At 64.8% G+C, this 21,544-nt stretch carries 22 protein-coding genes, 1 other RNA gene and 2 pseudogenes; 6 read left to right on the forward strand and 19 right to left on the reverse strand.

The genetic code is table 11. From position 1 onward, the window contains the following. The first annotated feature begins 167 nt into the window (after nucleotides 1-167). On the forward strand, nucleotides 168-1,763 hold the full coding sequence (locus A5706_RS14580; RefSeq protein ID WP_156767126.1) for a protein kinase family protein: 1,596 nt from the start codon (nucleotides 168-170) through the stop codon (nucleotides 1,761-1,763). On the opposite strand, the gene A5706_RS14585 is transcribed toward A5706_RS14580, so the two are convergent. The 7 genes and pseudogenes from A5706_RS14585 to A5706_RS14610 all read right to left on the reverse strand — a co-directional run bounded on the left by A5706_RS14585 (nucleotide 1,750) and on the right by A5706_RS14610 (nucleotide 7,823). Next, entirely contained in the window at nucleotides 1,750-2,658 is a 909-nt protein-coding gene (locus tag A5706_RS14585; protein ID WP_068131745.1) for a DUF808 domain-containing protein, read from the reverse strand. The two genes, A5706_RS14580 and A5706_RS14585, sit on opposite strands and share 14 nt — an antisense overlap. Nucleotides 2,659-2,683: 25 nt before the next feature. Further along, a complete protein-coding gene (locus A5706_RS14590) occupies nucleotides 2,684-3,499 on the reverse strand; it encodes a crotonase/enoyl-CoA hydratase family protein (protein WP_068131747.1) in 816 nt (271 codons plus the stop codon). 78 nt (nucleotides 3,500-3,577) lie between these two features. Further along, entirely contained in the window at nucleotides 3,578-4,045 is a 468-nt protein-coding gene (locus A5706_RS14595) for a hypothetical protein (RefSeq protein WP_068131751.1), read from the reverse strand. A 563-nt stretch (nucleotides 4,046-4,608) separates the two neighbouring features. Next, on the reverse strand, nucleotides 4,609-5,436 hold the full coding sequence (locus tag A5706_RS14600; protein ID WP_068131753.1) for a lysophospholipid acyltransferase family protein: 828 nt from the start codon (nucleotides 5,434-5,436) through the stop codon (nucleotides 4,609-4,611). Nucleotides 5,437-5,461: 25 nt separating this feature from the next. Beyond that, the gene (locus A5706_RS14605) at nucleotides 5,462-6,463 is read right to left on the reverse strand and encodes a VOC family protein (protein ID WP_068131755.1); all 1,002 of its coding nucleotides are present in this window, start codon (nucleotides 6,461-6,463) and stop codon (nucleotides 5,462-5,464) included. Nucleotides 6,464-6,483: 20 nt separating this feature from the next. Next, a pseudogene (locus A5706_RS35260) lies at nucleotides 6,484-6,888 on the reverse strand (alpha/beta fold hydrolase); the annotation flags it as partial. After that, on the reverse strand, nucleotides 6,885-7,823 hold the full coding sequence (locus A5706_RS14610) for an alpha/beta fold hydrolase (protein WP_369831869.1): 939 nt from the start codon (nucleotides 7,821-7,823) through the stop codon (nucleotides 6,885-6,887). The pseudogene A5706_RS35260 and the gene A5706_RS14610, both read right to left, overlap by 4 nt. A 99-nt stretch (nucleotides 7,824-7,922) precedes the next feature. On the opposite strand from A5706_RS14610, the gene A5706_RS14615 reads away from it, so the two are divergent. Next, complete coding sequence (locus A5706_RS14615) at nucleotides 7,923-8,543, forward strand: TetR/AcrR family transcriptional regulator (RefSeq protein WP_231985302.1); 621 nt, start codon at nucleotides 7,923-7,925, stop codon at nucleotides 8,541-8,543. A gap of 50 nt (nucleotides 8,544-8,593) precedes the next feature. On the opposite strand, the pseudogene A5706_RS14620 reads toward A5706_RS14615, so the two are convergent. Together A5706_RS14620 and A5706_RS14625 are read right to left on the reverse strand one after the other, a co-directional pair. Continuing rightward, nucleotides 8,594-8,845: pseudogene (locus A5706_RS14620) on the reverse strand (1-acyl-sn-glycerol-3-phosphate acyltransferase); the annotation flags it as partial. Between the two features lie 34 nt (nucleotides 8,846-8,879). Beyond that, the gene (locus A5706_RS14625) at nucleotides 8,880-9,479 is read right to left on the reverse strand and encodes a TetR/AcrR family transcriptional regulator (RefSeq protein WP_068131781.1); all 600 of its coding nucleotides are present in this window, start codon (nucleotides 9,477-9,479) and stop codon (nucleotides 8,880-8,882) included. A 220-nt stretch (nucleotides 9,480-9,699) separates the two neighbouring features. Here A5706_RS14625 and A5706_RS14630 point away from each other — a divergent pair, with 220 nt between their 5' ends. From A5706_RS14630 to A5706_RS14640, 3 genes are read left to right on the forward strand one after another with little or no spacing between them, the layout of a single operon-like run. Beyond that, the gene (locus tag A5706_RS14630) at nucleotides 9,700-10,638 is read left to right on the forward strand and encodes a fumarylacetoacetate hydrolase family protein (protein WP_068131782.1); all 939 of its coding nucleotides are present in this window, start codon (nucleotides 9,700-9,702) and stop codon (nucleotides 10,636-10,638) included. Next, entirely contained in the window at nucleotides 10,635-10,982 is a 348-nt protein-coding gene (locus A5706_RS14635) for a hypothetical protein (protein WP_068131784.1), read from the forward strand. The genes A5706_RS14630 and A5706_RS14635 overlap by 4 nt, the downstream gene beginning before the upstream one ends. Further along, a complete protein-coding gene (locus tag A5706_RS14640; RefSeq protein WP_068131785.1) occupies nucleotides 10,954-11,859 on the forward strand; it encodes a fumarylacetoacetate hydrolase family protein in 906 nt (301 codons plus the stop codon). Before A5706_RS14635 ends, A5706_RS14640 begins: the two co-directional genes overlap by 29 nt. A 77-nt stretch (nucleotides 11,860-11,936) precedes the next feature. Here A5706_RS14640 and ssrA read toward each other — a convergent pair. The 10 genes from ssrA to prfB form a co-directional block, all read right to left on the reverse strand. Continuing rightward, nucleotides 11,937-12,304, reverse strand: a transfer-messenger RNA (tmRNA) gene (gene ssrA, locus A5706_RS14645). 175 nt (nucleotides 12,305-12,479) lie between these two features. Then, the gene (locus tag A5706_RS14650) at nucleotides 12,480-13,442 is read right to left on the reverse strand and encodes a hypothetical protein (protein WP_068131787.1); all 963 of its coding nucleotides are present in this window, start codon (nucleotides 13,440-13,442) and stop codon (nucleotides 12,480-12,482) included. Between the two features lie 148 nt (nucleotides 13,443-13,590). After that, on the reverse strand, nucleotides 13,591-14,436 hold the full coding sequence (locus tag A5706_RS14655) for a maleylpyruvate isomerase family mycothiol-dependent enzyme (protein ID WP_068131789.1): 846 nt from the start codon (nucleotides 14,434-14,436) through the stop codon (nucleotides 13,591-13,593). Between the two features lie 33 nt (nucleotides 14,437-14,469). After that, nucleotides 14,470-15,219 carry an EamA family transporter gene (locus A5706_RS14660; RefSeq protein ID WP_197517831.1) on the reverse strand — a complete coding sequence of 250 codons (750 nt, stop codon included), beginning with the start codon at nucleotides 15,217-15,219 and terminating at the stop codon, nucleotides 14,470-14,472. A 92-nt stretch (nucleotides 15,220-15,311) separates the two neighbouring features. Further along, entirely contained in the window at nucleotides 15,312-15,821 is a 510-nt protein-coding gene (gene smpB, locus A5706_RS14665) for an SsrA-binding protein SmpB (protein ID WP_068131793.1), read from the reverse strand. A 2-nt stretch (nucleotides 15,822-15,823) separates the two neighbouring features. Continuing rightward, a complete protein-coding gene (ftsX, locus tag A5706_RS14670; RefSeq protein ID WP_068131796.1) occupies nucleotides 15,824-16,717 on the reverse strand; it encodes a permease-like cell division protein FtsX in 894 nt (297 codons plus the stop codon). After that, nucleotides 16,718-17,407, reverse strand: a complete 690-nt coding sequence (gene ftsE, locus A5706_RS14675; protein ID WP_068131799.1) for a cell division ATP-binding protein FtsE — start codon at nucleotides 17,405-17,407, stop codon at nucleotides 16,718-16,720. It abuts the gene before it with no gap. A gap of 43 nt (nucleotides 17,408-17,450) precedes the next feature. Next, nucleotides 17,451-17,933 (reverse strand): hypothetical protein, encoded by a 483-nt coding sequence (locus tag A5706_RS14680; RefSeq protein ID WP_068131801.1) that lies wholly within the window; start codon nucleotides 17,931-17,933, stop codon nucleotides 17,451-17,453. After that, nucleotides 17,930-18,925: a mechanosensitive ion channel family protein gene (locus A5706_RS14685; RefSeq protein ID WP_068131803.1), complete on the reverse strand. Its 996-nt coding sequence runs from the start codon at nucleotides 18,923-18,925 to the stop codon at nucleotides 17,930-17,932. The genes A5706_RS14680 and A5706_RS14685 overlap by 4 nt, the downstream gene beginning before the upstream one ends. Beyond that, complete coding sequence (gene prfB, locus A5706_RS14690; RefSeq protein ID WP_068131804.1) at nucleotides 18,915-20,033, reverse strand: peptide chain release factor 2; 1,119 nt, start codon at nucleotides 20,031-20,033, stop codon at nucleotides 18,915-18,917. Before prfB ends, A5706_RS14685 begins: the two co-directional genes overlap by 11 nt. 139 nt (nucleotides 20,034-20,172) lie before the next feature. Here prfB and A5706_RS14695 point away from each other — a divergent pair, with 139 nt between their 5' ends. Beyond that, nucleotides 20,173-21,543, forward strand: a complete 1,371-nt coding sequence (locus tag A5706_RS14695; RefSeq protein WP_068131807.1) for an FAD-dependent oxidoreductase — start codon at nucleotides 20,173-20,175, stop codon at nucleotides 21,541-21,543. The last annotated feature ends 1 nt before the right edge of the window (nucleotide 21,544 follow it).

Below are 21,544 nucleotides of genomic sequence, written 5' to 3' on the forward strand. Positions count from 1 at the left end.
GCCTATGCCCGCGCCGCGGAGTCAGGGACAAGTTCGCGAGGACTTCCGCCCATGCGAATACAGGGTTTAGGAGTGTCCACCCCCGGCTATGTATGGATGACCAATATCAGCGTCCGTGCGCGTCCGGCCGATGCGGTCGGTGAGCACCGCGGGAGCGAGACGAAGCGATGACCGCCACGCAACCGGTTGCACCTGATCCACCGACGACTGACATTCCTCGCTACTGGGCAGAGCCGTACTCGCCCAGAGAAAAGGCGCCCCTTGTTGCCGGTGCCACGATCGCGGGCGGCCGGATTCGGCTAATGATCTTCTACGGCAAATCTTCGCATCTTCAGTTCTGGCAAGCCGCTGACACGGTCACGGGGCAACATCTGGCCGTCACGGTGGTCGACTCCGAGAACTCGCTGCCGACCAGTACTGTCGACGCGATTCTTTCCAACACCTCAAGCCTGCGCGGCATCGAGTCGCCAGGCTTGGCGAGGGTCATTGATGTGGGACGCGACTGGTGTGGCGGTGTAGTTGTTTCCGACTGGACGCGCGGTGCCACGCTGAAAGAAGTAGCCCGCACGCAGCCGTCGCCCGTCGGGGTCGCGGACGCGGTGTTATCCCTGGCGGAGACCGCCGACGTAGTGCACGGGGCAGGTTTCGCGTTGTCGATCGACCATCCCGAGCGAATCCGGGTCAGCGTCGACCGGCGCCTGGTGTTGGCCTTTCCGGCGACCATGCCGAATACAACGCCGCGGGATGACCTTCGGGGCATCGGTGCGGTCATGTATGGATTGCTCGTCAACCGTTGGCCCTCCAAAGTCGGTGCCGCGGTTGAGGATTGGGAGAGCGTCGAGACCGATGCGGAGGGCCTGATCCCAGCGCCCGCGGTCCTCAACCCGCAAGTTCCGTTCTTGATTTCATCCACCGCCGCGGGGCTAGTGCGTGAAGGCGACGGCATCCGCAGCGCCAAGACGATCTCGACGCTGCTGCGCGAGGCCAGCGACGACGCCAAGAACTACGCGGCGCCCTCCACCACTCGCGAGCTGCTCTTACCTCCACCGCCCGGCGGCTATGCCACCTTTCGCAATTTCGGACCGGCCGAAAAGGCCGAACACGCTCGCCGTCAGCTGTTGAAAACAATGCTGGGGACAGCGGCGGCTGTCGTTCTCGTCGTGTTGATGACGTTCGCTAGCGCAATCAGCCGGATTGTGGGCGCCGTCAACACCGACGCAGCGATGCACCCGGACAGGCTGGGACTTCAGACCACCACGCCGATGTCGGCTACGCCGGCAGCGCCTCCGCCTGCCACTCGAAGTGGAACGGTAAAGCCGCTCAAAGCCTCAGTCTTTTCACCCGGCGGCGCCCCGGACAGCCCAAACTCGGCCGGGCTGGCGATCGACGGTAACCCCGCCACGGCGTGGTCGACCGACACTTACTTCGACCCCGAACCGTTCCCAAAGTTCAAGGACGGGGTCGGATTACTGTTGGAACTTCCCGAGCCGACATCGCTGAGCGCCGTCACCGTCGACCTGGACAGCACCGGCACGGTGGCACAGATACGGTCATCGCCGAGCGCGACTCCCGCCAAGCTCAGTGACACCGCCGAACTCAGCCCGCGCACCGGGTTGAAGCCTGGCCGCAATGTCATCGCCGTGAACAAGCCCGCCCCGGTGACGTTCGTAGTGCTGTGGATAAGCACCCTCGGCACCACCGGAGGGAAGAGCCACTCCGACATTTCCGAGGTGACGCTTCAGCGGGCAGTCAGCCCAAGGTGACGAACAAAGCAGTCCGAACCCGCTTCGACAGCCGCATGAGCACAAAGACTGCGAATCCGACGACCAGCCCAACCGCCGCGGATGCTCCGGTGTCGACCAACCAGCCCAGCACCGCACCAAAAGGCTTGGCACCGTCGCGAACGTGATCCTCGGCGTGGTGGAGCAGGTGATACGGCGTGTGCCAACCGAGGCGGTTGCTGCCCGCGAGCAGAATGTGGCCGCCGACCCAGAGCATCGCCAGCGTCCCGACCACTGAAAGCGCCGAGAGCACTCTGGGCATCCCCGCCACCAGAACCCGGCCGACCTGTCGCCCGAAACCGGATGTTGTCTCCGTGAGGTGCAGGCCGACGTCGTCCATCTTGACGACGACGGCGACAACTCCGTACACGACGACGGTGAGGACCAGGGCGACGACGATGAGGATGATGAGCCGCGGCACCAACGCCTGGTCGGCCACCTCGTTGAGGGCGATCACCATGATCTCGGCGGACAAGATCATGTCGGTCCGGATCGCCCCGCTCACCACTTCGTGCTCGGCGACCGGCGGAGGATCGGCGTCATGACCGCGGATGCTCTCCCAAATCTTTTCGGCGCCTTCGTAACACAGGTACGTGGCGCCGAACATCAACAGCGGGGTCAGCAGCCGCGGCGCGAACTGGCTGAGCAGCACCGCGACCGGCAGGATCACCACGAGCTTGTTACGCAGCGATCCGATCGCGATGCGTTTGATGATCGGCAGCTCGCGCTCGGCGGCGATGCCGTGGACGTATTGGGGCGTCACTGCGGTGTCGTCGATGACGACCCCGGCCGCCTTGGCGGTCGCGCGGCCGGAGGCGGCGGCCAGTCGAGCGAGGACCGCGACGTCGTCGAGTAGTCCGAAAAGGCCGGCGCTCATCGCGTCTCCCCGATCGCGTGGGAGGTTACGCGGGGTTGGCTGTGGGGTTGGCGAAGACGGGTTGCTCCCCGGACATTCCGGCGACGACGGCAGCGATCTGGTTGGGCGTGCCGATCAGCCCCGTTTGCAGAACTGATTCCCGCGCAAGAGCCGTCGCGGGTTCGTTGCTCATCCATGTTTCGTTGTAGAGGCGCTTCGCGGCCCGGACGGCATCCGGTGACTTCAGCGCGATCTCGTCCGCGAGTGCCAGCGCCGCCGACAGCGGATCCGCGGCTGTCCGGGTGACCAGGCCGAGCTCGGAACCCTCGCTGCCGGAAACGATGCGGCCGGTAAACGTCAACTCCTTCGCGACGTCGATCGGTAGAAGTCGCGGCAGTGTCTGCGTGATGCCCATGTCGGGAACGAGGCCCCACTTGATCTCCATGATGCTCAGCCTCGCGTCCGGCGCCGCGATCCGGATGTCCGCGCCGAGGGCGATCTGCAGACCGCCGCCGAAGCAGTTGCCGTGGATCGCGGCGATGACCGGCGCCGGTACCAACGACCAGTCGTAGCTCACGCGCTGAGCGAGGTTCGCCGGCCGGTCCTGGTCTCTGTCCAACAGGACGCCCGTGCCACGTTCGCCACCCATGAAACTCGCGACGTCCAAACCCGAGCAGAAGCTCTTACCCTCACCGTGCAGAACGACCGCGCGGACCGACGTATCACCGGCCAGCTTCTCCGCGGCGTCCACCAAGGCTTCGAACATCGCTTGGTCGAGCGCGTTGTGTTTGTCGCCGCGCACCATCGTCGCCGTTGCCACGCCGTTGTCCGCGATCCGCACACGGACCCTGTCTTCGTTCACGGTTAGCAATGTATCGGGCCGGCACCCGACCAAGTCGACCGCGGCAACCAAAGGTGGAGCTGCCGGAAATCGAAGTAGCTAACCGGGCAGACCCACTCGTAGCGCAAGGTGCTCATCGAGTATCCGGCGCAGCGCAGCGTCCATCGGATGAGCGGATGCGAGGTCGCGGCCGAACCGACTGTCCACCGCAACCGCCGCGCCTTCACGCAGTTGGGCGGTGTCGACCTGATCGACGAAGGGATCGAACAACGCGGGCGGCGTGGCCAGGTAATACAGCGCCCGGCGCGATTCGGTCAACCCGACGGCATACATCAGTCCGTGTTGGGTGATCACGAAGAGTTCGGAGGTGACCCTGGCATTCGGGGTCTCGGTCTCGACCCATGCCATTGCGGCGCGCCGGGTCTGCGCCAATCGATCCGGAACGTGGTCGGTGAGCGTGAGCAAGCTATCGACGAGTGCTCCACCGGTTCGCGGATATGCGCCGATCGCTGGTCCGAAGTACCGCTGGAAGATCTCGCCGAAAAAGTCGTACTGTTGCTCGCTCATCGCGCACTCCCGGGTTTCAGACAGGCCCCTCAATTGTGCGCCCGAAATCGTCAGCTGGGCAGCACGAGTTTGGCCAGGGCGGTGACCCCGCTGCCCCCCGAGACTGTTACTTCGAGCCGCATCTTCTGTTGTGGAGCTGCCGGGAATCGAACCCGTTTCGGTGTGCTGGTCACTGAGCCGAACCGGCACTGAGCTGCAAAATGACATCAACTGTGATTCACCAGAATTGACGTCTGTGGATAGTGAGTGTGCCCAAAATGTGCCCAGCCAGTGCCGACTGACAGCACGCATTTGCGCTCGCTTCGAGCGCCCGATTACGTGCGGCTTGCGATTTGGGCCGCAAGCAACATTACTCAGCGACATCGGCTGTAGTTCAACACTTTTGGCGCATCCCACCGATAGAATCGGATACAAGCGAGATCAATTTGAGGTGCCGGAGATGAGTAGGACTTGTTCCGAGGAACTGAGTCAGGCCGGGCGTCTGCATATCCCGATTCGTGTTGCGAGCGCCTGATGGCCAAGCGACGCACCTACAAGCGCGACCGGCCATTGCCGCTTGAGGCTCAGCGGCGCTCCGGGCCCAACAGGCGACCGACCAGAGAGCGGCTCTTGTCGTGTTCACGCTCCTGGAGGAGGAAACGAATGCCTTCCTCAATCGCGGCCTTCGTGGAATCCCGCACCTTGCGCACCGTGGGGTCGTCGTCCTGCGAGCCGCTCAGCGACGCGGTGGAGATCGGCCGGCCGAACCAGTAGTACTGGCGTTCCAGGCGTGGAATGGGCGTCGGCCCGATCCCGCGCCAGATCGGCCACGAGTCCGGGCTGCCGAGCACCTTCTCGACGAACAACCGCTCCGGGGCCAGTATCGGATTGTCCGCGTTGACGACAATGTCCACGGCATCGTCGGCGCCGACCGACGCAAACGGGACGATCGGGTAACCGTACTGAATGGCCAAGCGCGCGAACCCCATTCGGTTCTTCCACATGAGCTTGTAGCGCTCGCCCTTGCGCTTGGCCACCTCGCGGGCACCGCCCGGGAAGACCAAGATAAGCTCTCCGCGTTCCATCAGCTCGGCGCAGTTCGCGCGCGTGCCCTCGACGACGCCGACGCGCTTGAGCATGTCGCGCCAGCCCGGCACCTTGAATAGGGCGTGGTCGCCCAGGCCCCGCACGAGGCGTCCGCGCTCCCACAGCTCCGCGCACAGCAGCGGCAGGTCGAGCGCCCCCAGGACGGTGTGGTTGCCGACCAGCAGCGCGCCGCGCTCGGCGACCTCGTCGATCCCGTACACCTTGGGGTTGATCACCTTGCGCAGCGGCTCGATCAGCCGAAGGGCGACCGCGATCTCGGCAGACGAGGGCGCGTCGGGAACGGAGGCGGCGGCGTTGGCGCTCATGACGGTATTATCCGCCTCGCTTACCTCAGTCGTCGGCGATCGCCGGGGAACTGAGCGCGGGGACGGTGTCCTCGCGAGGCAGCACCGACCGCGCAGCCACGGCGAACATCTCGAGCTTGTCGACCACCGTCTGCCCCTCCGGCTTGTGCCCCCAGATGCTGATGCCCTGGTGGGTCGTCGGCTTCCAGACGGACTCGTCGACGACGATCGGGTTCCAGCCGACCTCCCACTCGAATCCCGAGGGGGTCATCGCGTAGTACGACAGTTCCTTGTCGTTGGTGTGCTGCCCGACCGACATCGGAATATCGAAACCCAGCGCCTTGACGCGCTGATACGACGTCACCATGTCGTCGAGCGTGGCGGCTTGGACGTTCACGTGTTGCACTCGCGTGCGAATCGGGTTGACGGGCAACATGTTCACGGATGCGATCGCCACGGAGTGGTGACGTTCGTTGACGCGCAGGAAGCGGACCTTCAGCTTCAGGCCGTTGATCGTCTCATCGATGTAGTCCGACAGGCGCGCGTTGAACACGTGGTCGTAGTAGCCCCGCATCTCGTGCGGCTTCTTCGTGACGATCGCCACGTGGCCCAATCCCCCTGCGCCGGTGACGAACCCGCTGCCCGGTATGTCCAGCGCCAGCGGCGCCGTGCGGGCGGTGGTGTACACCTCCTGGGTCAGCCCGTTGGGTCCGGGGAACCGCAGGAAGCGCTCCACGCCGCGGAGTTTGGCGTCGTCGTCGGAGCCCTCCACGGCCGGCACGCCGTGGTCGGTGACCCGCCGGCAGGTTTCGTCGAAGGTGGCGTGGTCATCGAGATGCCAACCGAAGGCGACGACGTCCTCCGCCGGCCCCTGCCGCAGCAGGAAGCGACATTCGTTGGCGTCCAAGCGAAACCGCATCGTGTCGGGCAGCATCTCGTCGAGGTGCATGCCGATCGCCTCGCGCCCGAAGCGCTTCCAGTCGGCGAACTTGTTGGTTTCGATCACGACATAGCCCAGGTGGACGTTGCCGAAGATGTCAGTGGTCATGAGATTCTCCTTGCAGAGGGTCAGGCCGTCAAAAACGCGGTGGTGACGGCGTTGAAGAAGTCGGCGCGTTCACATTGGACCCAGTGGCCCGTTCGCCGTGATGAGCACGTCGGCGTTGGGCATCCGCTCGCCCAGCATCGCCGCGCCGCTGGGCTTGTTGAACTTGTCGTCAAGCCCCCAGACGACGAGCGTCGGGGTGGCCAGGTGCTTGAGCCGGCGGTCGCGCGTGAAGTCCATTCGCCACAACGCCCTTGGCCCGTCGGCCGTTGCAGGGGCGGATTGGCGACGACCTCGGGCTCGATCGACGACTGGTAGCGCGACTCGATCACGGCATCCGGGACGGATGCGCCGTCGTACACCAGATACGAGCGGATCAAGGTACGCAGCTTTTCGGGGCTGGGCCCGTCGCCGCCGTGGTAGCTCAACTTAAAAACTCCCTGACGAGCCGTGCGAAGGTGTCGGGGTGCTCGATCTGCAGCCAGTGGCCGGCGTTGGGAATGACTTCCAGGCGAGCGGTCGGGAGGTGCTCGGCGTACCAGGTGCTGGATTCCAGCGGAATGATCCGGTCGGTGTCTCCGTGGATGAGCAGCACCGGATGCGTGATCGCCTTGAGGGCCTCGTCGCTGATCGGAAGCGGATCGCCGACAAGGAAGAACGTCGCCCGGTGTGAGCGCTCCACCTCCGGGCGGGTTGCCCGCGGAAACCGTTCGGCCGCAATCTGTTCGAGCTGATCGCCAAACACCGCCGGATCCGCCACAAAGTTGGTCAGCAGCTGACGCATCGACTCGACAGAAGCGTTGTCGTAGAAGAGGATCAGAGACAGCAGGCCCGGCGATAGCGGTACTGGCGCACCTCCGGCGCCCATCAACACGATGCGCCGCACCCGTTCTGGATGTGCCAGCGCCAGGCACAATCCGACGATGCCCCCCATCGAATTGCCGACGATGTCGACTTGGTCGACACCGAGTTGGTCGAGCAGCGCCACCAGGGTCTGAACCCGTAGCGCGGTGAACGCGCCGATGCCCTGCGGCGGCGGGTCGGGGTGGGTGGAGTCGCCGAAACCGACGACGTCCGGGGCGATGTTGTAGAAGTCGCCGCTCAGCTCTTCGAGCGCGCCCTGCCAGTTGGTCAGTGCGGTGACGCCCGGCCCGGATCCGTGCAGCCACAACACGGGTCGTGAGCTCGGGTCACCGGAGGTCGACAGGTGAAAGCTCACGTCGCCGACGGCGACGTCGCGGGTGGTGATCGCGCTCATGAGACTTTCCAGCTGTGATCTGGCAGCCGGCGCAGCTGGTTGGCTTCCTGGTCCGTGGCAGTCAGTTCCGGCGCGATGCGTCGAACCTCTGTCATCAACAGACATACGAGACACCCTTCTTATTGGAATGTTCACTACGTTAACGTTGTGGCTACGATGGTGTCAAGCGTCATTGCGGACAGGATTGGTGGGGAGGTGCTGGCGTTGGCGACCGTAGAACGCAACCCGCGCCGCCGTCGGGCCAACGGTGAGGCGTCGCGGGAGAAAATCCTGATCGCCGCCACCGAAATCGCAGCCGAACGTGGATACGAAGGGACTTCGATCGGATTGGTCAGCGCGCGTTCCGGCATGCCGGCCAGTTCCATCTACTGGCATTTCAAGGACAAGGACGCGCTCATCGCGGCTGTGATCGAGCGCAGTTTCGAACTCTGGCTGACAAACGTGGGGGGTTGGGCGCCTCGAAACCCCGATCAGCCCATTCAGCAGCGGCTCGCCGCCATGATGGCTCGAACCGCCAAGGCGCTACACGAGTCTTCGGATTTCCTGCGTCTCGGTCTGATGCTCGCGTTGGAGCACCGCGACCAGGAGCCCTCGGCGCGGCGGATGTTCCTGGCGGTCCGGCAGGAGACGCTGCGACGCAGCGCTGCGGCATTCGCCGAACTGTTTCCCGAATTGCCCGAGTCAGCTACTCGACAACTGGCCACGTTCACCCTGGCGATGGCCGATGGGCTGTTCGTCGCCAACGAGATCGACGGTGACGGTATCGACGTATTTGGCCAATTCGAGCTTCTCGCCACCGCGCTGATGGCTGTGGCCACCAGTTGAGTCGGGCGCACTGCGACCAGTTCATGTAGTGATTACTCCACGATGAGCCGCCGCCATTTGAAGCACAAGCGGTAGCACTCACCCTTGCGTTTGATCACCTCGCCGCCGCCCGGGAAGACCAGGATCAGCTCTCCGCGCTGCATCGGCTCAGCGCAGTTAGCCCGAGTGCCCTCGACAACACCGACGCTCGTGAACAGGTCGCGCCAACCCGGCATCTTGAACTGGGCGTGATCGCCCAGCGCTCGCACGATGCGTCCACGCTCCCACAGCTCAGCACAAACCAGCGGCAAGTCGAGAACCCCAGGACCGGTGTCTCCCGCCCGTCCGACACTGCGCTCAGGTCAAGCGCGGAAGGTCAGCCGTGCTGATTTCGTGTGCCTCGGCAGGATCGATCCCCAGTGCGCGCAGGAGAAGTTCGGCGGTCAATGAGCCGGCGTCACGCCAGGTCTGATGTCCTTCTAAGACCATCCACATGGCGCTGATCGTGGCCCCCAGTACCAACGATGCGACGCTGTCGATCTCGGATGCGTTGAGCTTGTAGCGCCCTGCGGCCACACCAGCACGGACGTCGCTCATGGCTGGGCCTGACATCCAGGACCGCAAGGCCTCCTCGCTGAGACCAAATTTCACCGCGAAGCGACCCAATGTCGGGTTCTCGTGGGCGAAACGCACCCAGAGCCTCACACCGGTAGCCAGCCGAGCGGCCGGATCGTCGATGTCGATGAAAGTTGATGACACCCGTTGATACATTTCGTCGCTGAGGTCTTTGACGATGCGATTGAACAAGTCCTCGACCGACCCGATGTTGCGGTAGAGCGTGCCCCGGGCCACGTTCGCCTCTTGAGCCAGTTCGCTGATGGTGAGCGCAGTCGTTCCCTTCTCGATGAATAGCCGCACGGCGGCGTCGCTGATCCGCTGATCGGTCGTCGTTGCCATCGGCCTGCCCCTCACTCGAAAACATTCGCGTCAAGCAATGGTACATCAATGCTCTATTAGCAGCCCTTTCGTTCCTACTTATACAGACTTGACTTATCTTGAACACTAATGTTCAATACTCGTATGCGTGAGCGGAAGCGACCGGTCATGCTCACCGCCCTACACGGCGAAAACAAGTTCGACACCCACCGCCTATCGGCCTGTTGAAAGTAGCGAAATCATGACCACTTCCATCCTCCGCACCGCCGACGCCTGGTACGTCCAGCTGTCCACAGGCGCAGCGAAGATTGACACCACCGCCACCACAACCGGCGAGCTGCTTGCTGACCGCGAAGCGGTGGCCGCCGCCACCACAAGCAGCCAGACCGTGCCGGTCGACAGTTTGGATCTGCTGTCGCCGGTGACCGCGCCGTGTCGCGTCGTCGCACAGATGACCAACTTCAGGTCTCACGTCAAAGACGCGGGCATGGATCCCGAGACGATCCCGCTGACCTTCTTCCGCAAGTCTTCGGCCTCGATCACCGGACCTCACGACGACATCGTCAAGCCGTCACACGTCGGCTTGCTCGACTACGAAGTCGAGATCGGTCTTGTCGTCGGTCGCGACATCCCGGTCGGCACCACGATCAGTGAGTCAGCCCTGTCCGATTACGTGGCTGGCTTGGTCGTCACCAACGACGTGTCTGCCCGCGACATCCAGCTGCCGCAGACGCAGTTCTACGAAGCCAAGTCCTACCCATCCTTCACCCCGACTGGTCCAGCGTTGGTGCTGCTGGATGCTGAGGAATTACAGCGGTTCGGCGACTTGCGGCTCCAGCTGCGCGTCAACGGTCAACTGCGCCAGGACAAGCTCGTCGACGGTGACATGATCTATCCGCCCGTTCAGGCGCTGCAATCCCTGTCGCGCTTCCAGGATCTGGCCGCCGGCGACCTGATCCTGACAGGGACGCCCGTCGGTACCGCGCTAAGCGCCCCACCCAAACCCATGGAAATCATCGGAAATCTGTTGCCGCCCGCAGTCAAGTGGAAGATGTTCTTCAAACGGCAAGCCGGCAACCCGAAGTACCTCCAGAACGGTGATGTCGTCGAGACCACCATCGCCACCGACGACTGCAAAATCGACCTTGGCGTACAACGCAACACAGTGAGATACGCATGAGCGCCAATCCGACCCTGTCCTACCGCCTCCTTCCGCGCACCGGACAATGGGACACCCTCGAGGTTGAACAAGTCACCGCCCACACCACCACGCCCGCGTTGACATCCATGCGGTCCGTGCGATCCGGCGATGGTGTCTTCCGGTTCCTGCCCGCGGGATTCGAGGAGCTTCCGACGTTGTGCCACATCATTAATCGAGCCGCCGCCGTCGAACTCGGTGACACCGTCGATGCCGGGCAAGCGCGCACCGCCGCGTGGTCCGACGTCAACGACATTCAGAACATCGGCTCCTCAACGAGCGACACGGATACCGATCATGCTGATACGTCGCGTTTTAAGCGATGACCGGGTCGTCGTCGAAGCCTTCGACGACGGCCAATGGCGTCAGGCAACCGATCCCGGAATCGTCGGCGCCGGCGCGTTCGACCCGCGGTGGCAACTCCTCGCCGCGCAGCGCCAGCTCGCGCAGTCCCGGTATCTGCTGCCGATCCAGCCGCTGTCGTTTCGCGACTTCATGGTCTACGAACGTCACACCATCGACGCCAGCCGCGGCCTGCTGCGACGCTTTCACCCGGCCCAGTATCGCGTGGCGTCCACTATCGAGAAGCTCACCCGGCGCCCCTTCCCCCTCTTCAAACCCAAGCGGCTGTTCTTTACGCAACCGATCTACTACATGTCCAACCACCTGACATTCGTCCCCAGCGGCACGCCTGTCGCACCACCGTCCTACTCGCACGCACTGGACTACGAACTGGAGATCGGCTTCGTGCTGTCAGCTCCGTTGTTCAACGCCAGCCCCGCTGAGGCCATTGGCGCCGTCGGCGCGTTCGTGGTACTCAACGACTTCAGCGCACGCGACGTCCAACGAAAAGAAATGGACAGCGGCTTCGGACCACAAAAATCGAAGCATTTTGCGAGCTCCATGTCGGCCACTGCGGTCACCGCCGACGAGATCCTGCCCCGCATCGACGCTGTGCAGGGCACAGTCGCCATCAACGGCACGACGGTGAGCACCGTCAGCAGCGAAGGAATGCAGTGGAGTATCGGCGAGATGTTGGCCCATGCCTCACGAAGCGAACGCCTGCTTCCTGGCGAATTGTTCGGCACGGGAACGCTGCCCGGCGGTAGCGGTATGGAGACCGGGGCATGGCTTCAGCGAGGGGACATGTTGTCGCTGAGACTCGACGGCATCGGCGAAATCGAACACCGCATCACCGGATAACGAAGACACCCGCGCGACCGAATCTGCCGACGGACGGCGATCAGGAGGGCAAAAACACCCTCTGAACTGCATAGTCTCAGTGGAGCTGCCGGGAATCGAACCCGGGTCCTACGGCATTCCCTCAAGGCTTCTCCGTGCGCAGTTCGCTATGCCTCTGCTCGGATCTCCTGGTCACGCGAACTAGCCAGGATGACGATCCCAGTCGCTGTGTATGTCCCGATGAGTCCCGCGACCGGACTCACCGGTGGATCCCTCTAGCTGACGCCAGGCTCCGGGTCGAGGGCGTTCCCGGTCTGACGGACTAGCTGTCGCTTAGGCAGCGAGAGCGTAGTCGCGCTGATGTGAATCGGCGCTTATATGGTTGCAACGACGCTTACGGTGGTCTCTTGCCTGCACCGGCACGCTTCCCTTGATTCGATGCGCGAAGTCGAAACCTTTCAGCCCCTTGTCTTTGTTGCTTCGAGCATCCCTGCCGATTTTCGGCAGGACAATCAATGGTACGCGGTAACCAACAACGGGCAACGGAATTAACTTCCCGCGCCGACCGTCAAAAGCCGAGTACCCCCCGGTCGGGTAACTGCAGGGGGTACTCGGTGCCGAGACGGCGCTTTGGGCATCTGCTACTTGATGCCGACGACGTCCTGCGCGATGGCGGCGACGTGGGTCTGCGCGGCGGAAACGATGCGTTGCCGGTTCTTGTGCGCCTCCTCGTAGGCGATAATCGTCCGAACGTCGCTGGGGTCCGTCAGCTTTCTGATCGCGGCCACCGCCTCGTTGACGTTCAGGTCGTCGTACTTGCGGATCGGCAGCTCCTTTGCGTCCAAGACACCGGCGGCCGTCCGGCCCGAGTGCAAGGCGCTGGCGGCCCCGTCGGCCCCCTCGGACCGGGTGACCCGCTCGGCGGCCTTCAGCGCCGCGCTCTGGGAGGCGGACAGCGCCTTCGCCGCGATCTCGCCGGCGTTGCCACCCCGCTTGACCAGGTCGTTGAACGCCGGACCCGCCGAGCGCAGCGCCTCAACGGTCCGGTCGACCCCCCGCGCCGACCACGCTGCCGGCAGGTTGACCAGCTTCACCGCCGTGCCGGCGGCCGCCTGCAGCGGCGTGCGGCGCAGCGCGGCCGGCCCGCCAAGCGCGTCCTCGGCCAGCACGGTCGTGATCCAGTCCACGGTCGCCGAGTGGGCAGTGATCAGGCGCTCGGCCAAATTCTCGATGTCCTGGCGCTTTGCGGCGACGGCCAGCGCTTTGAGGTACCGAGCGCGGTCCAACAGCTGGTCCTCGAGCGCGAGATCGCCGAGCAGCGCCTCGTCGAACGGTTGCGCCTGCTCGGTCAGCGCCTTGACTGCCGCGGCGGCACGACCCAGGAACGGACCGATGACGTCGGGGTAACCCCCCACCTTGCGGATCGCGGACTCCAGGGACTCGGCGCGCTTGCGGGCATTGGCCGCGTTCTGCGACAGCTCGCGTCGCACGGCGTCGGTGCGCGCCTGGACAACGCGGGTTTCCGCGATCTGGATCTCGGTGTTGGTCAAGTCGAGCAGCGTGCGCAGCTGCGCGAGCAAACGGGTGGTCTCGGGTGCAGTCATTATTGTCGCCCTCCTGGCGTTGACGATTTTGATGTCGGCGCGAGGTGCGCCTGTACGTTCCGGCTACCCGATCGCCCCCGGAGAACAAACCCCCACGCGCGGGATGTGAGATGGCGCTTTGCTTATCGCGCGTGCGCCAAATATGGTCTCAGATCACGAAATTGAGGTTTTCAACGACCTGTCTGGCGACGTCTTGGTCGCCGCCGAGCTCGATGTCCCGGGTGCGCGCGGGGCACATGGGACGCCCGCCCGACAGCCTGGTGAACTGCAGCCCGTCCAGCCGAATCGTCGCCGTCGGTTCCTGGCCGCCGAAGTCCTCGACCAGCTGGGCGCGACCGTCGACGCTGACACGGATGTCGCGCGCCACCGGGCCGGTCAGCTCGAACAGGATGCGCGAACCGTCGGGCGCCTTGCCGCGTTTGCCCACCACATAACCCATGGTGGCCCCGATCTCGTCGAGCGAAAGCTGTGACGCGGGCCCGACGAGCTCGGTGTCGGACGACGGCCGCGACAGCGCCTCGCGGATGTCTTGCTCGTGCATCCAGCAGTCGAACGTGCGCACCCGCATGAACCGGCCGTACGTTTCCAGGCCCACCGGCGTCGGAATCACCGCGTTCCACTCCTCGTCCGACATGCCGGCCAGCACCTTGCGTCGATCGGCGGTGATGTCCCTGAACCGTGCGAGCACTTCCGCGCCCGACTCCCCGCTGAGGTGGCGCACCCAGCACTCGTTCATCGCGCCGATGTCGTTGTGCACGTGGTCGAGCGCCGACACGTCGATGTCGGGCTGCGGGGCCGCGACGCCGGCCAGGAACGACTCGGTGCCGATGATGTGCGACACGACGGCCTTGACGTCCCACCCGGGCAGCGGCGTCGGCGCCAGCCAATCGCCCTCCGGCAGCCCGTCGAGCAGCGCGTCGATGGAGTCCCAAACGGCGAAGAGCCCGGACAGGACGTCGGATTTATCCAGCTGCGTGACGGGTCGGTCGGCCATGGACGGATAGTAGGCCGATCGCCAGCCGATCCGTTAGCTTGCGGCGATCATCGCCACGGAACCCATGGCCATCACCATGCCGACGCCCTGGCATCGGCTCACCCGCTCGCGCAGCACCACCATCGCCAGCACGACCGTCGCCGCCGGATACAGCGAGATCAAGATGCTGGCCAGTGAGAGCAGCCAGGTGTGCAGCGCCAGCAGCATGGTCACGTTCGCACAGATGTCCAGCACCGCCACGCCCAGCGCCAGCTTCAGCGGCTTGCCGGCCGGCATCTTCAGGTTCTTGCTCAGCGCGGACATCCCGAACACCACCGCCGAAGCGGACAGCCGGGCGAACACCAGCGGCCAGAGTTTGGTCTCGTGCGGCGCCTGATGAAGAAACACCAGGTTCAGCCCCATCGCCGAGCCCGCGACCACCGTGAGCCAGGCGACCTTCGGGGTGAATCGATACGGCGTCACTCCCTCGCTCGCGGCTTCGCGGCTGACCAGCATGACGGCGACCAGGGCCAGCACCACGCCCACCGACGCCGCGCGACCCGGCCGCTCCCCCAGCGCCACACCGACGGCCACCGGTACCGCGGCATTGAGTACGGCGGCCAACGGTGAGACCACCGATATCGGTCCGGCGCCCAGCGCCGCGAAAAACGCCCACATTCCGAACGCCATCCCGACGCCGTACAGGCAACCCCACACGACCGCGCCGGACTGAATCGGGCCACCCACAACGACGGCCAGCAGGCCGAGCAATACTGCCTCGACCGGGTAGGCCACGAGCATCACTCGCAGCGCCGCTACCCGTCGAGCGGCCACACCGCCCACGAAATCGCTGACGCCGTACGTAACGGCCGACAGCTGGGCGTAAGCCGCCCCGATCAGTTCATGCCCTTGGCGCGTCGCCCCAGTTCGCGAAGCACTTCGCGCTGGGCATCGCGCTGGGCCATGTCCTGACGTTTATCGTGAGCCCGCTTGCCTCGTGCCAGCGCGAGCTCAACCTTGACCTTGCCCTCGGAGAAGTAAAGTGACAGTGGCATCAGGGCGAGGTTACCATCTCGTATCTTGCCGACGAGTCTGTCGATTTGTTGCCTATGTAACAACAACTTTCGATTCCGACGCGGATCATGGTTGGTCCAGCTACCGTGCTGATACTCGGGAATGTGTAAGTTACGCAACCACACTTCGCCGTCATCAATGGTTGCGTAGGCATCGGCTAGAGAGGCGTGCCCTTCCCGCAGGCTCTTTACTTCGGTGCCCTGCAAAGCGACTCCCGCCTCGAAAATCTCGAGGATTGAATAGTTGTGCCGCGCTTTGCGATTGGTGGCCACGATCCGTTTGCTGCCGGGCTTGTCGCCCGCCGCCTTGGCCCGGCTGGAGTCCTTGGCCACAGCTACCGCCGTACGTACAGGCGCAACGTCACGTAGGCAGTCAACGCGGCCATCGACACGCCGAGCAGGAACAGCCATGGCGAGATGTAGATGATGTCGGCGTAGTCGACCCGGGCGATCAGGTTGGCTTGGTAGAACTGGTTCAGCGCGTTGTCCAAAAATGTTGCCCGTACCAGGATTAACCCGGCGATGGAAATCGCGACACCGACCGCCGCGGCGACCATCGCCTCGACCAGGAACGGCAGCTGGGTATACCAGCGGCTCGCGCCGACCAGGCGCATGATCCCGATCTCCGTGCGGCGCGTATACGCCGCCACCTGGACCATGTTGGCAATCAACAGGATAGCGCCGACGGCCTGCACCAGAGCGACGGCGAACGCGGCCTTGCTCAGGCCGTCCAGGACCGCGAACAGGCGGTCGATCAGATCCTTCTGGTTGAGCACGGAAAGCACCCCGGGCTGTCCCTGCATAGCGGTGTCAAAGTCCTTGTGCTGCTCGGGATTGTCCAGCTTGACGATGAACGAGGCTGGGAAGGAATCTTTTCCGGCAACGTCTTTGTACTGCGGGAACTTCCGGATCGCGTCGTCGTAGGCATCCTGACGGTTGAGGAATCGCACCGATTTGACGTCTTGCCGCGCTTCGATCTTTTCCCGCAGCGCCTTGCACGGGTTGGTGCCGCAGGACGGGTCGTTGGCGGACACGTCCTCGGTGAGGAAGACCTGCGTCTCGACGCGGTCCAGGTAGATGGCGCGGGAATGGTCGGCCAACAGGACCACCAGCAGGCCGCCGCCGAACAGGCCGATCGATATCGCGGTCGTCAAGATCATCGCGGCCGTCATCGTGACGTTGCGACGAAGGCCGGTCAGGACCTCGTTGAGGAGGAAGCCGAAGCGCACTTAGCGATCCATCCCGTAAACGCCGCGCTGCTCGTCGCGAACCAGCCGGCCCAGCGACAGCTCGACCACCCGCTGCCGCATGGAGTCGACGATGTGGTGGTCGTGCGTCGCCATGAGCACCGTGGTGCCCGTGCGGTTGATCCGCTCCAACAAATCCATGATGTCCTTACTGGTGTCCGGGTCGAGGTTGCCGGTCGGCTCGTCGGCCAGCAGAACCAGCGGGCGGTTGACGAACGCGCGGGCGATGGCGACCCGCTGCTGCTCGCCGCCCGACAACTCGCCCGGCAGGCGGTTCGCCTTGCCGGACAGGCCGACCGTCTCCAGCACCTCGGGCACCGTCCGGTTGATCGCCTCGCGGCGCTTGCCGATGACCTCCAGCGCAAAAGCGACGTTTTCGTACACGGTCTTTTGCTGCAGCAGCCGGAAATCCTGGAATACGCAGCCGATGACCTGACGCAGCTTCGGTACGTGGCGTCCGGGGAGCTTGTTGACGTGAAACTTCGATACCCGGATATCACCGGTGTTCGGGCTCTCCTCGGCCAGCAACAGCCGCATGAACGTCGACTTGCCCGACCCCGAAGGACCGATCAGGAAGACGAATTCACCCTTGTCGATTTTGACGTTGATGTCGTCCAGCGCCGGCCGAGCCGACGCTTTGTACTTCTTGCTGACGTTGTCAAGGGTGATCATCACGGCACGCCAGTGTAGCCGTGAATTTCGCTGGCGAGCCAAGTCAGCTGGCCGGTGGCGGGGAACTCGGCACCGGACCGGGCCCGGGTTGGGGTAGCTGCGACGGCGTCGGCGTCGGGCTGGTGCTGGGCGGGCAGAAGGGCGGCGGCAGCAGGCACGGCGGCGTGGGCAACTGGAACGGCGGGGGCGTCGTCGTGGTCGTCGTCGTGAGCGGCGGCGGCGTGGTGGTGCTCGGAGTCGTGGTCGGCGTCGGCGTGACCGTGACGGTGACCGGCGGCTGCTGCACGCGGCTGCGGGGCACCCAGGTGTAGTTCGGGTCGGGCACGAAGCCCGGCGGCACCACCTGCGGGGCCGGTGGCTTGGGTGTCGCCTCGGGACGGTAGGTGTCGTAGACCCACCACACCGCAAGGAACGCGACGATCAGCACCAGCGTGGACGTGCGCATGCGGCCGCCGAACAGGTGGCTCCAGCGCCGTCGTTGCTTGTCCTCGCTGCGATTCTCGAAGAGGCTGAGGGTCAACTTCACCGCCGCTGCACCGCGTCTTCGACTTTGCCATCGGCCGACCCTTCGGCGGCTTCGGCGGCCGGCACGGACGGGTCTTCGACCAGGCCGACCGTCGCATCGGCCGCGGTCACGATGCCGACGCGGGCCAGCGCCCGAATGACCAGGACACGCAGCTGGCGGCCGACCTCGAACTGTTTGCCCGGCAGGGTGCGGGCCACCACGCGCAGGGTGACGGTGTCGACCTGGATGCTTTCCACGCCCATCACGGTCGGCGGATCCAACAGCAATTCCCCGAGGACCGGGTTCTCCATCGCGCGGTCGCATTCCTGGTGCAAGACCTCGTAGACCCGGTTCAGGTCGGCGCTGGTCGACACCGGGATGTCCACCACCGCGCGCGCCCAATCCTTCGACAGGTTGACGACCTTGACGATCTGCCCATTCGGAATGGTCAGCACCTCACCATCCGGCGAGCGCAGCCGGGTGACCCGCAGCGTCACGTTCTCGACCGTGCCGGTGGCTTCCGTCGAGGCGACGACGGTCAGGGTGACCAGGTCGCCGAACCCGTACTGCTTCTCCACCAGAATGAAGAAGCCGGAAAGCAGATCCCTGACCAGCTGCTGGGCGCCGAAGCCCAGCGCGGCCCCGACCACGGTGGCGGGTGCGACGAGTCCGCCCACCGAAAACTGCAGGATGCCGGCGATTTGCATCATCACCCAGATGCCGATGATGACGATGGACACCCAGGAGATTACCGACGCCACCGCCTGGCGGTGCTTGGACGTCTCCGAGCGCACCAGCGCGTCGCTTTCGGCGAAGCCCTCGGTGAGCTGGCGCGTCACCTGCTGCGCCACCCAGTTGACGAAGCGGGCCATGAGCACGGCCGCGATCAGCACCATGACGATGCGCAGGCCGCGGGTGATGATCCATTGGCCGACTTCGCCGCGCCAGAAGTCGTGCCAACCCAGCGCCTTTATCGAAGTGGTCGATGCAAGAACAGTTGTATTAGTCGTCATCTTTTCGGTTGCGCCACCGGATTCCCGCTTCCAGGAACCCGTCGATGTCTCCGTCCAGGACGGCGGCCGGATTGCCCACCTCGTAGTCGGTTCGGAGATCCTTGACCATCTGATACGGGTGCAGTACGTAGGAGCGCATCTGGTTACCCCAGGAGCTGCCGCCCTCACCCTTCAACGCGTCCAGCTCAGCGCGCTCTTCTGATCGCTTGCGCTCCAACAACTTTGCCTGAAGCACTCGCATTGCCGAGATCTTGTTCTGCAGTTGCGATTTTTCGTTCTGGCAAGTCACGACGATACCCGTTGGGATGTGGGTTAAACGAACCGCCGAGTCGGTGGTGTTCACCGACTGACCGCCGGGACCGCTGGAACGGTAGACGTCCACCCGCACGTCCCCGTCGGGGATATCGATGTGGTCGGTCGTCTCCACCACCGGAAGTACCTCGACTTCGGCGAAGGAAGTCTGGCGCCGGCTCTGGTTGTCGAACGGGCTGATTCGCACCAGCCGGTGCGTGCCCTGTTCGACGGACAGCGTGCCGTAGGCATACGGGGCATGCACCGCGAACGTGGCGCTCTTGATCCCGGCCTCTTCGGCGTAGGAGGTGTCGAACACCTCGACGCCGTACTTGTGTTGCTCGGCCCAGCGGATGTACATCCGCATCAGCATCTCGGCCCAGTCGGCCGCGTCCACCCCACCGGCACCCGAGCGAATGGTGACCAGCGCCTCGCGCTCGTCGTATTCGCCCGACAACAGCGTGCGCACCTCGGCGGCCTCTATATCGGCGCGCAGCGCCTTGAGTTCGGCGTCGGCCTCGGCCAGCGCGTCAATGCCGCTGGCGGCATCCCCTTCTTCGGCCGCCAGCTCGTACATCACCGGAAGATCGTCGAGGCGCTGACGCAGCTCTTCGATGCGGCGCAGCTCGCCCTGCGCGTGCGACAACTGGCTGGTGACCCGCTGTGCGTTGCTCTGGTCGTCCCACAGTTTGGGATCGGACGCCTCGTGCTCGAGCTTCTCGATGCGGCTGCGCAGACCCTCCACGTCGAGCACCCGCTCCACCGTGGTCAGGGTGGAGTCAAGGGCGGCAATGTCGGCTTGACGGTCGGGTTCCACAGCCGCCCACGTTACCGGCGACGAACGCACAGGTCGTCGTCCGGGCGGCAGCGTTTAGCATCAGGTGACCAGTTTGTGCAGCCCGGACCGCGACGCTCAGCCCCTCGCGCACGGCCCGGCACGAATAGAAGGCTCGAGGATGCGCTTATATCACGTCGCGATTGTCGGCTCCGGGCCGTCGGGTTTCTTCGCCGCGGCATCCTTGCTCAAGGCGGCCGACGCGTCGGAGGACATCGACGTTGCCATCGACATCCTCGAGATGCTGCCGACGCCCTGGGGGCTGGTCCGCTCCGGCGTCGCGCCCGACCACCCGAAGATCAAGTCGATCAGCAAGCAATTCGAGAAGACCGCCGAAGACCCCCGGCTCCGCTTCTTCGGCAACGTGGTGGTCGGTGAGCACGTGAGCGCCGCCGAGCTGGCCGAGCGCTACCACGCAGTGATCTACGCCATCGGGGCGCAATCGGATCGGTCGTTGAAGATCCCCGGCGAGGACCTGCCGGGCAGCATGGCCGCCGTCGAATTCGTCGGCTGGTACAACGCGCACCCGCACTTCGAGGCGTCGACCCCGGATCTGTCGGGCGCCCGGGCGGTGGTCATCGGCAACGGCAACGTCGCGCTGGACGTCGCCCGCATCCTGGTGACCGACCCTGACGAGCTCGCCCGCACCGACATCGCCGACCACGCCCTGGAGTCGCTGCGCCCGTGCGGCGTCGACGAGGTGGTGGTCGTCGGCCGGCGCGGGCCCCTGCAGACGGCGTTCACCACGCTGGAGCTCCGCGAGCTGGCGGATCTCGAGGGGGTCGACGTGATCGTCGACCCGGCGCAGCTGGAGGGCATCAGCGACGAGGACGCGGCCGCGGCGGGCAAGACGACGAAGCAGAACATCAAGGTGTTGCGCGACTACGCCGCGCGGGCGCCCCGCCCCGGCCACCGCCGAATAGTCTTCCGCTTCCTGACTTCGCCGATCGAGATCAAGGGCGACGGCAAGGTCGAGAGCATCGTCTTAGGCCGCAACGAACTGGTCACCGACGAGAGCGGGTGGGTATCGGCAAAGGACACCGGCGAGCGAGAGGAACTGCCGGCCCAGTTGGTGGTGCGGTCCGTCGGATACCGCGGAATGCCCACGGCGGGGCTGCCTTTCGACGACAAGAGCGCAACCATCCCCAACACCGACGGCCGCGTGCGTGGCAGCCGCAACGAGTACGTCGTCGGGTGGATCAAGCGCGGGCCGACCGGTGTGATCGGTACCAATAAGAAGGATTCCCAAGACACCGTTGACACGCTGCTGAACGACCTGGCCGGCTGGAAACAACAGGGCGCGCTCGCGGAGTTCCCCGGTGACCACGCCGACAAGCTGGCAGAGTGGCTGGCGTCCCGGCAGCCGAAGGTCGTGACGTCGGCCCACTGGGAGGTCATCGATCGCCACGAGCGAGCGGCCGGCGAGCCGCACGGGCGTCCCCGGGTCAAGCTGCCGAGCGTGGCGGAGATGCTACGAATCAGCCACGGCTGAG

It is taken from the genome of Mycobacterium sp. E796 (genome assembly GCF_001672815.1).
In the GTDB taxonomy this organism is placed as follows: Bacteria; Actinomycetota; Actinomycetes; order Mycobacteriales; family Mycobacteriaceae; genus Mycobacterium.

Excerpts from the sequence above, each read along its gene's own strand:
- A5706_RS14580 (WP_156767126.1), top strand. The coding sequence starts at position 168 with ATGACCGCCACGCAACCGGTTGCACCTGATCCACCGACGACTGACATT.
- A5706_RS14585 (WP_068131745.1), bottom strand. The coding sequence starts at position 2,658 with ATGAGCGCCGGCCTTTTCGGACTACTCGACGACGTCGCGGTCCTCGCT.
- A5706_RS14595 (WP_068131751.1), bottom strand. The coding sequence starts at position 4,045 with ATGAGCGAGCAACAGTACGACTTTTTCGGCGAGATCTTCCAGCGGTAC.
- A5706_RS14600 (WP_068131753.1), bottom strand. The coding sequence starts at position 5,436 with ATGAGCGCCAACGCCGCCGCCTCCGTTCCCGACGCGCCCTCGTCTGCC.
- A5706_RS14605 (WP_068131755.1), bottom strand. The coding sequence starts at position 6,463 with ATGACCACTGACATCTTCGGCAACGTCCACCTGGGCTATGTCGTGATC.
- A5706_RS14610 (WP_369831869.1), bottom strand. The coding sequence starts at position 7,823 with ATGTCTGTTGATGACAGAGGTTCGACGCATCGCGCCGGAACTGACTGC.
- A5706_RS14625 (WP_068131781.1), bottom strand. The coding sequence starts at position 9,479 with ATGGCAACGACGACCGATCAGCGGATCAGCGACGCCGCCGTGCGGCTA.
- A5706_RS14630 (WP_068131782.1), top strand. The coding sequence starts at position 9,700 with ATGACCACTTCCATCCTCCGCACCGCCGACGCCTGGTACGTCCAGCTG.
- A5706_RS14635 (WP_068131784.1), top strand. The coding sequence starts at position 10,635 with ATGAGCGCCAATCCGACCCTGTCCTACCGCCTCCTTCCGCGCACCGGA.
- A5706_RS14640 (WP_068131785.1), top strand. The coding sequence starts at position 10,954 with ATGCTGATACGTCGCGTTTTAAGCGATGACCGGGTCGTCGTCGAAGCC.
- A5706_RS14650 (WP_068131787.1), bottom strand. The coding sequence starts at position 13,442 with ATGACTGCACCCGAGACCACCCGTTTGCTCGCGCAGCTGCGCACGCTG.
- A5706_RS14655 (WP_068131789.1), bottom strand. The coding sequence starts at position 14,436 with ATGGCCGACCGACCCGTCACGCAGCTGGATAAATCCGACGTCCTGTCC.
- ftsE (WP_068131799.1), bottom strand. The coding sequence starts at position 17,407 with ATGATCACCCTTGACAACGTCAGCAAGAAGTACAAAGCGTCGGCTCGG.
- A5706_RS14685 (WP_068131803.1), bottom strand. The coding sequence starts at position 18,925 with ATGACGACTAATACAACTGTTCTTGCATCGACCACTTCGATAAAGGCG.
- A5706_RS14695 (WP_068131807.1), top strand. The coding sequence starts at position 20,173 with ATGCGCTTATATCACGTCGCGATTGTCGGCTCCGGGCCGTCGGGTTTC.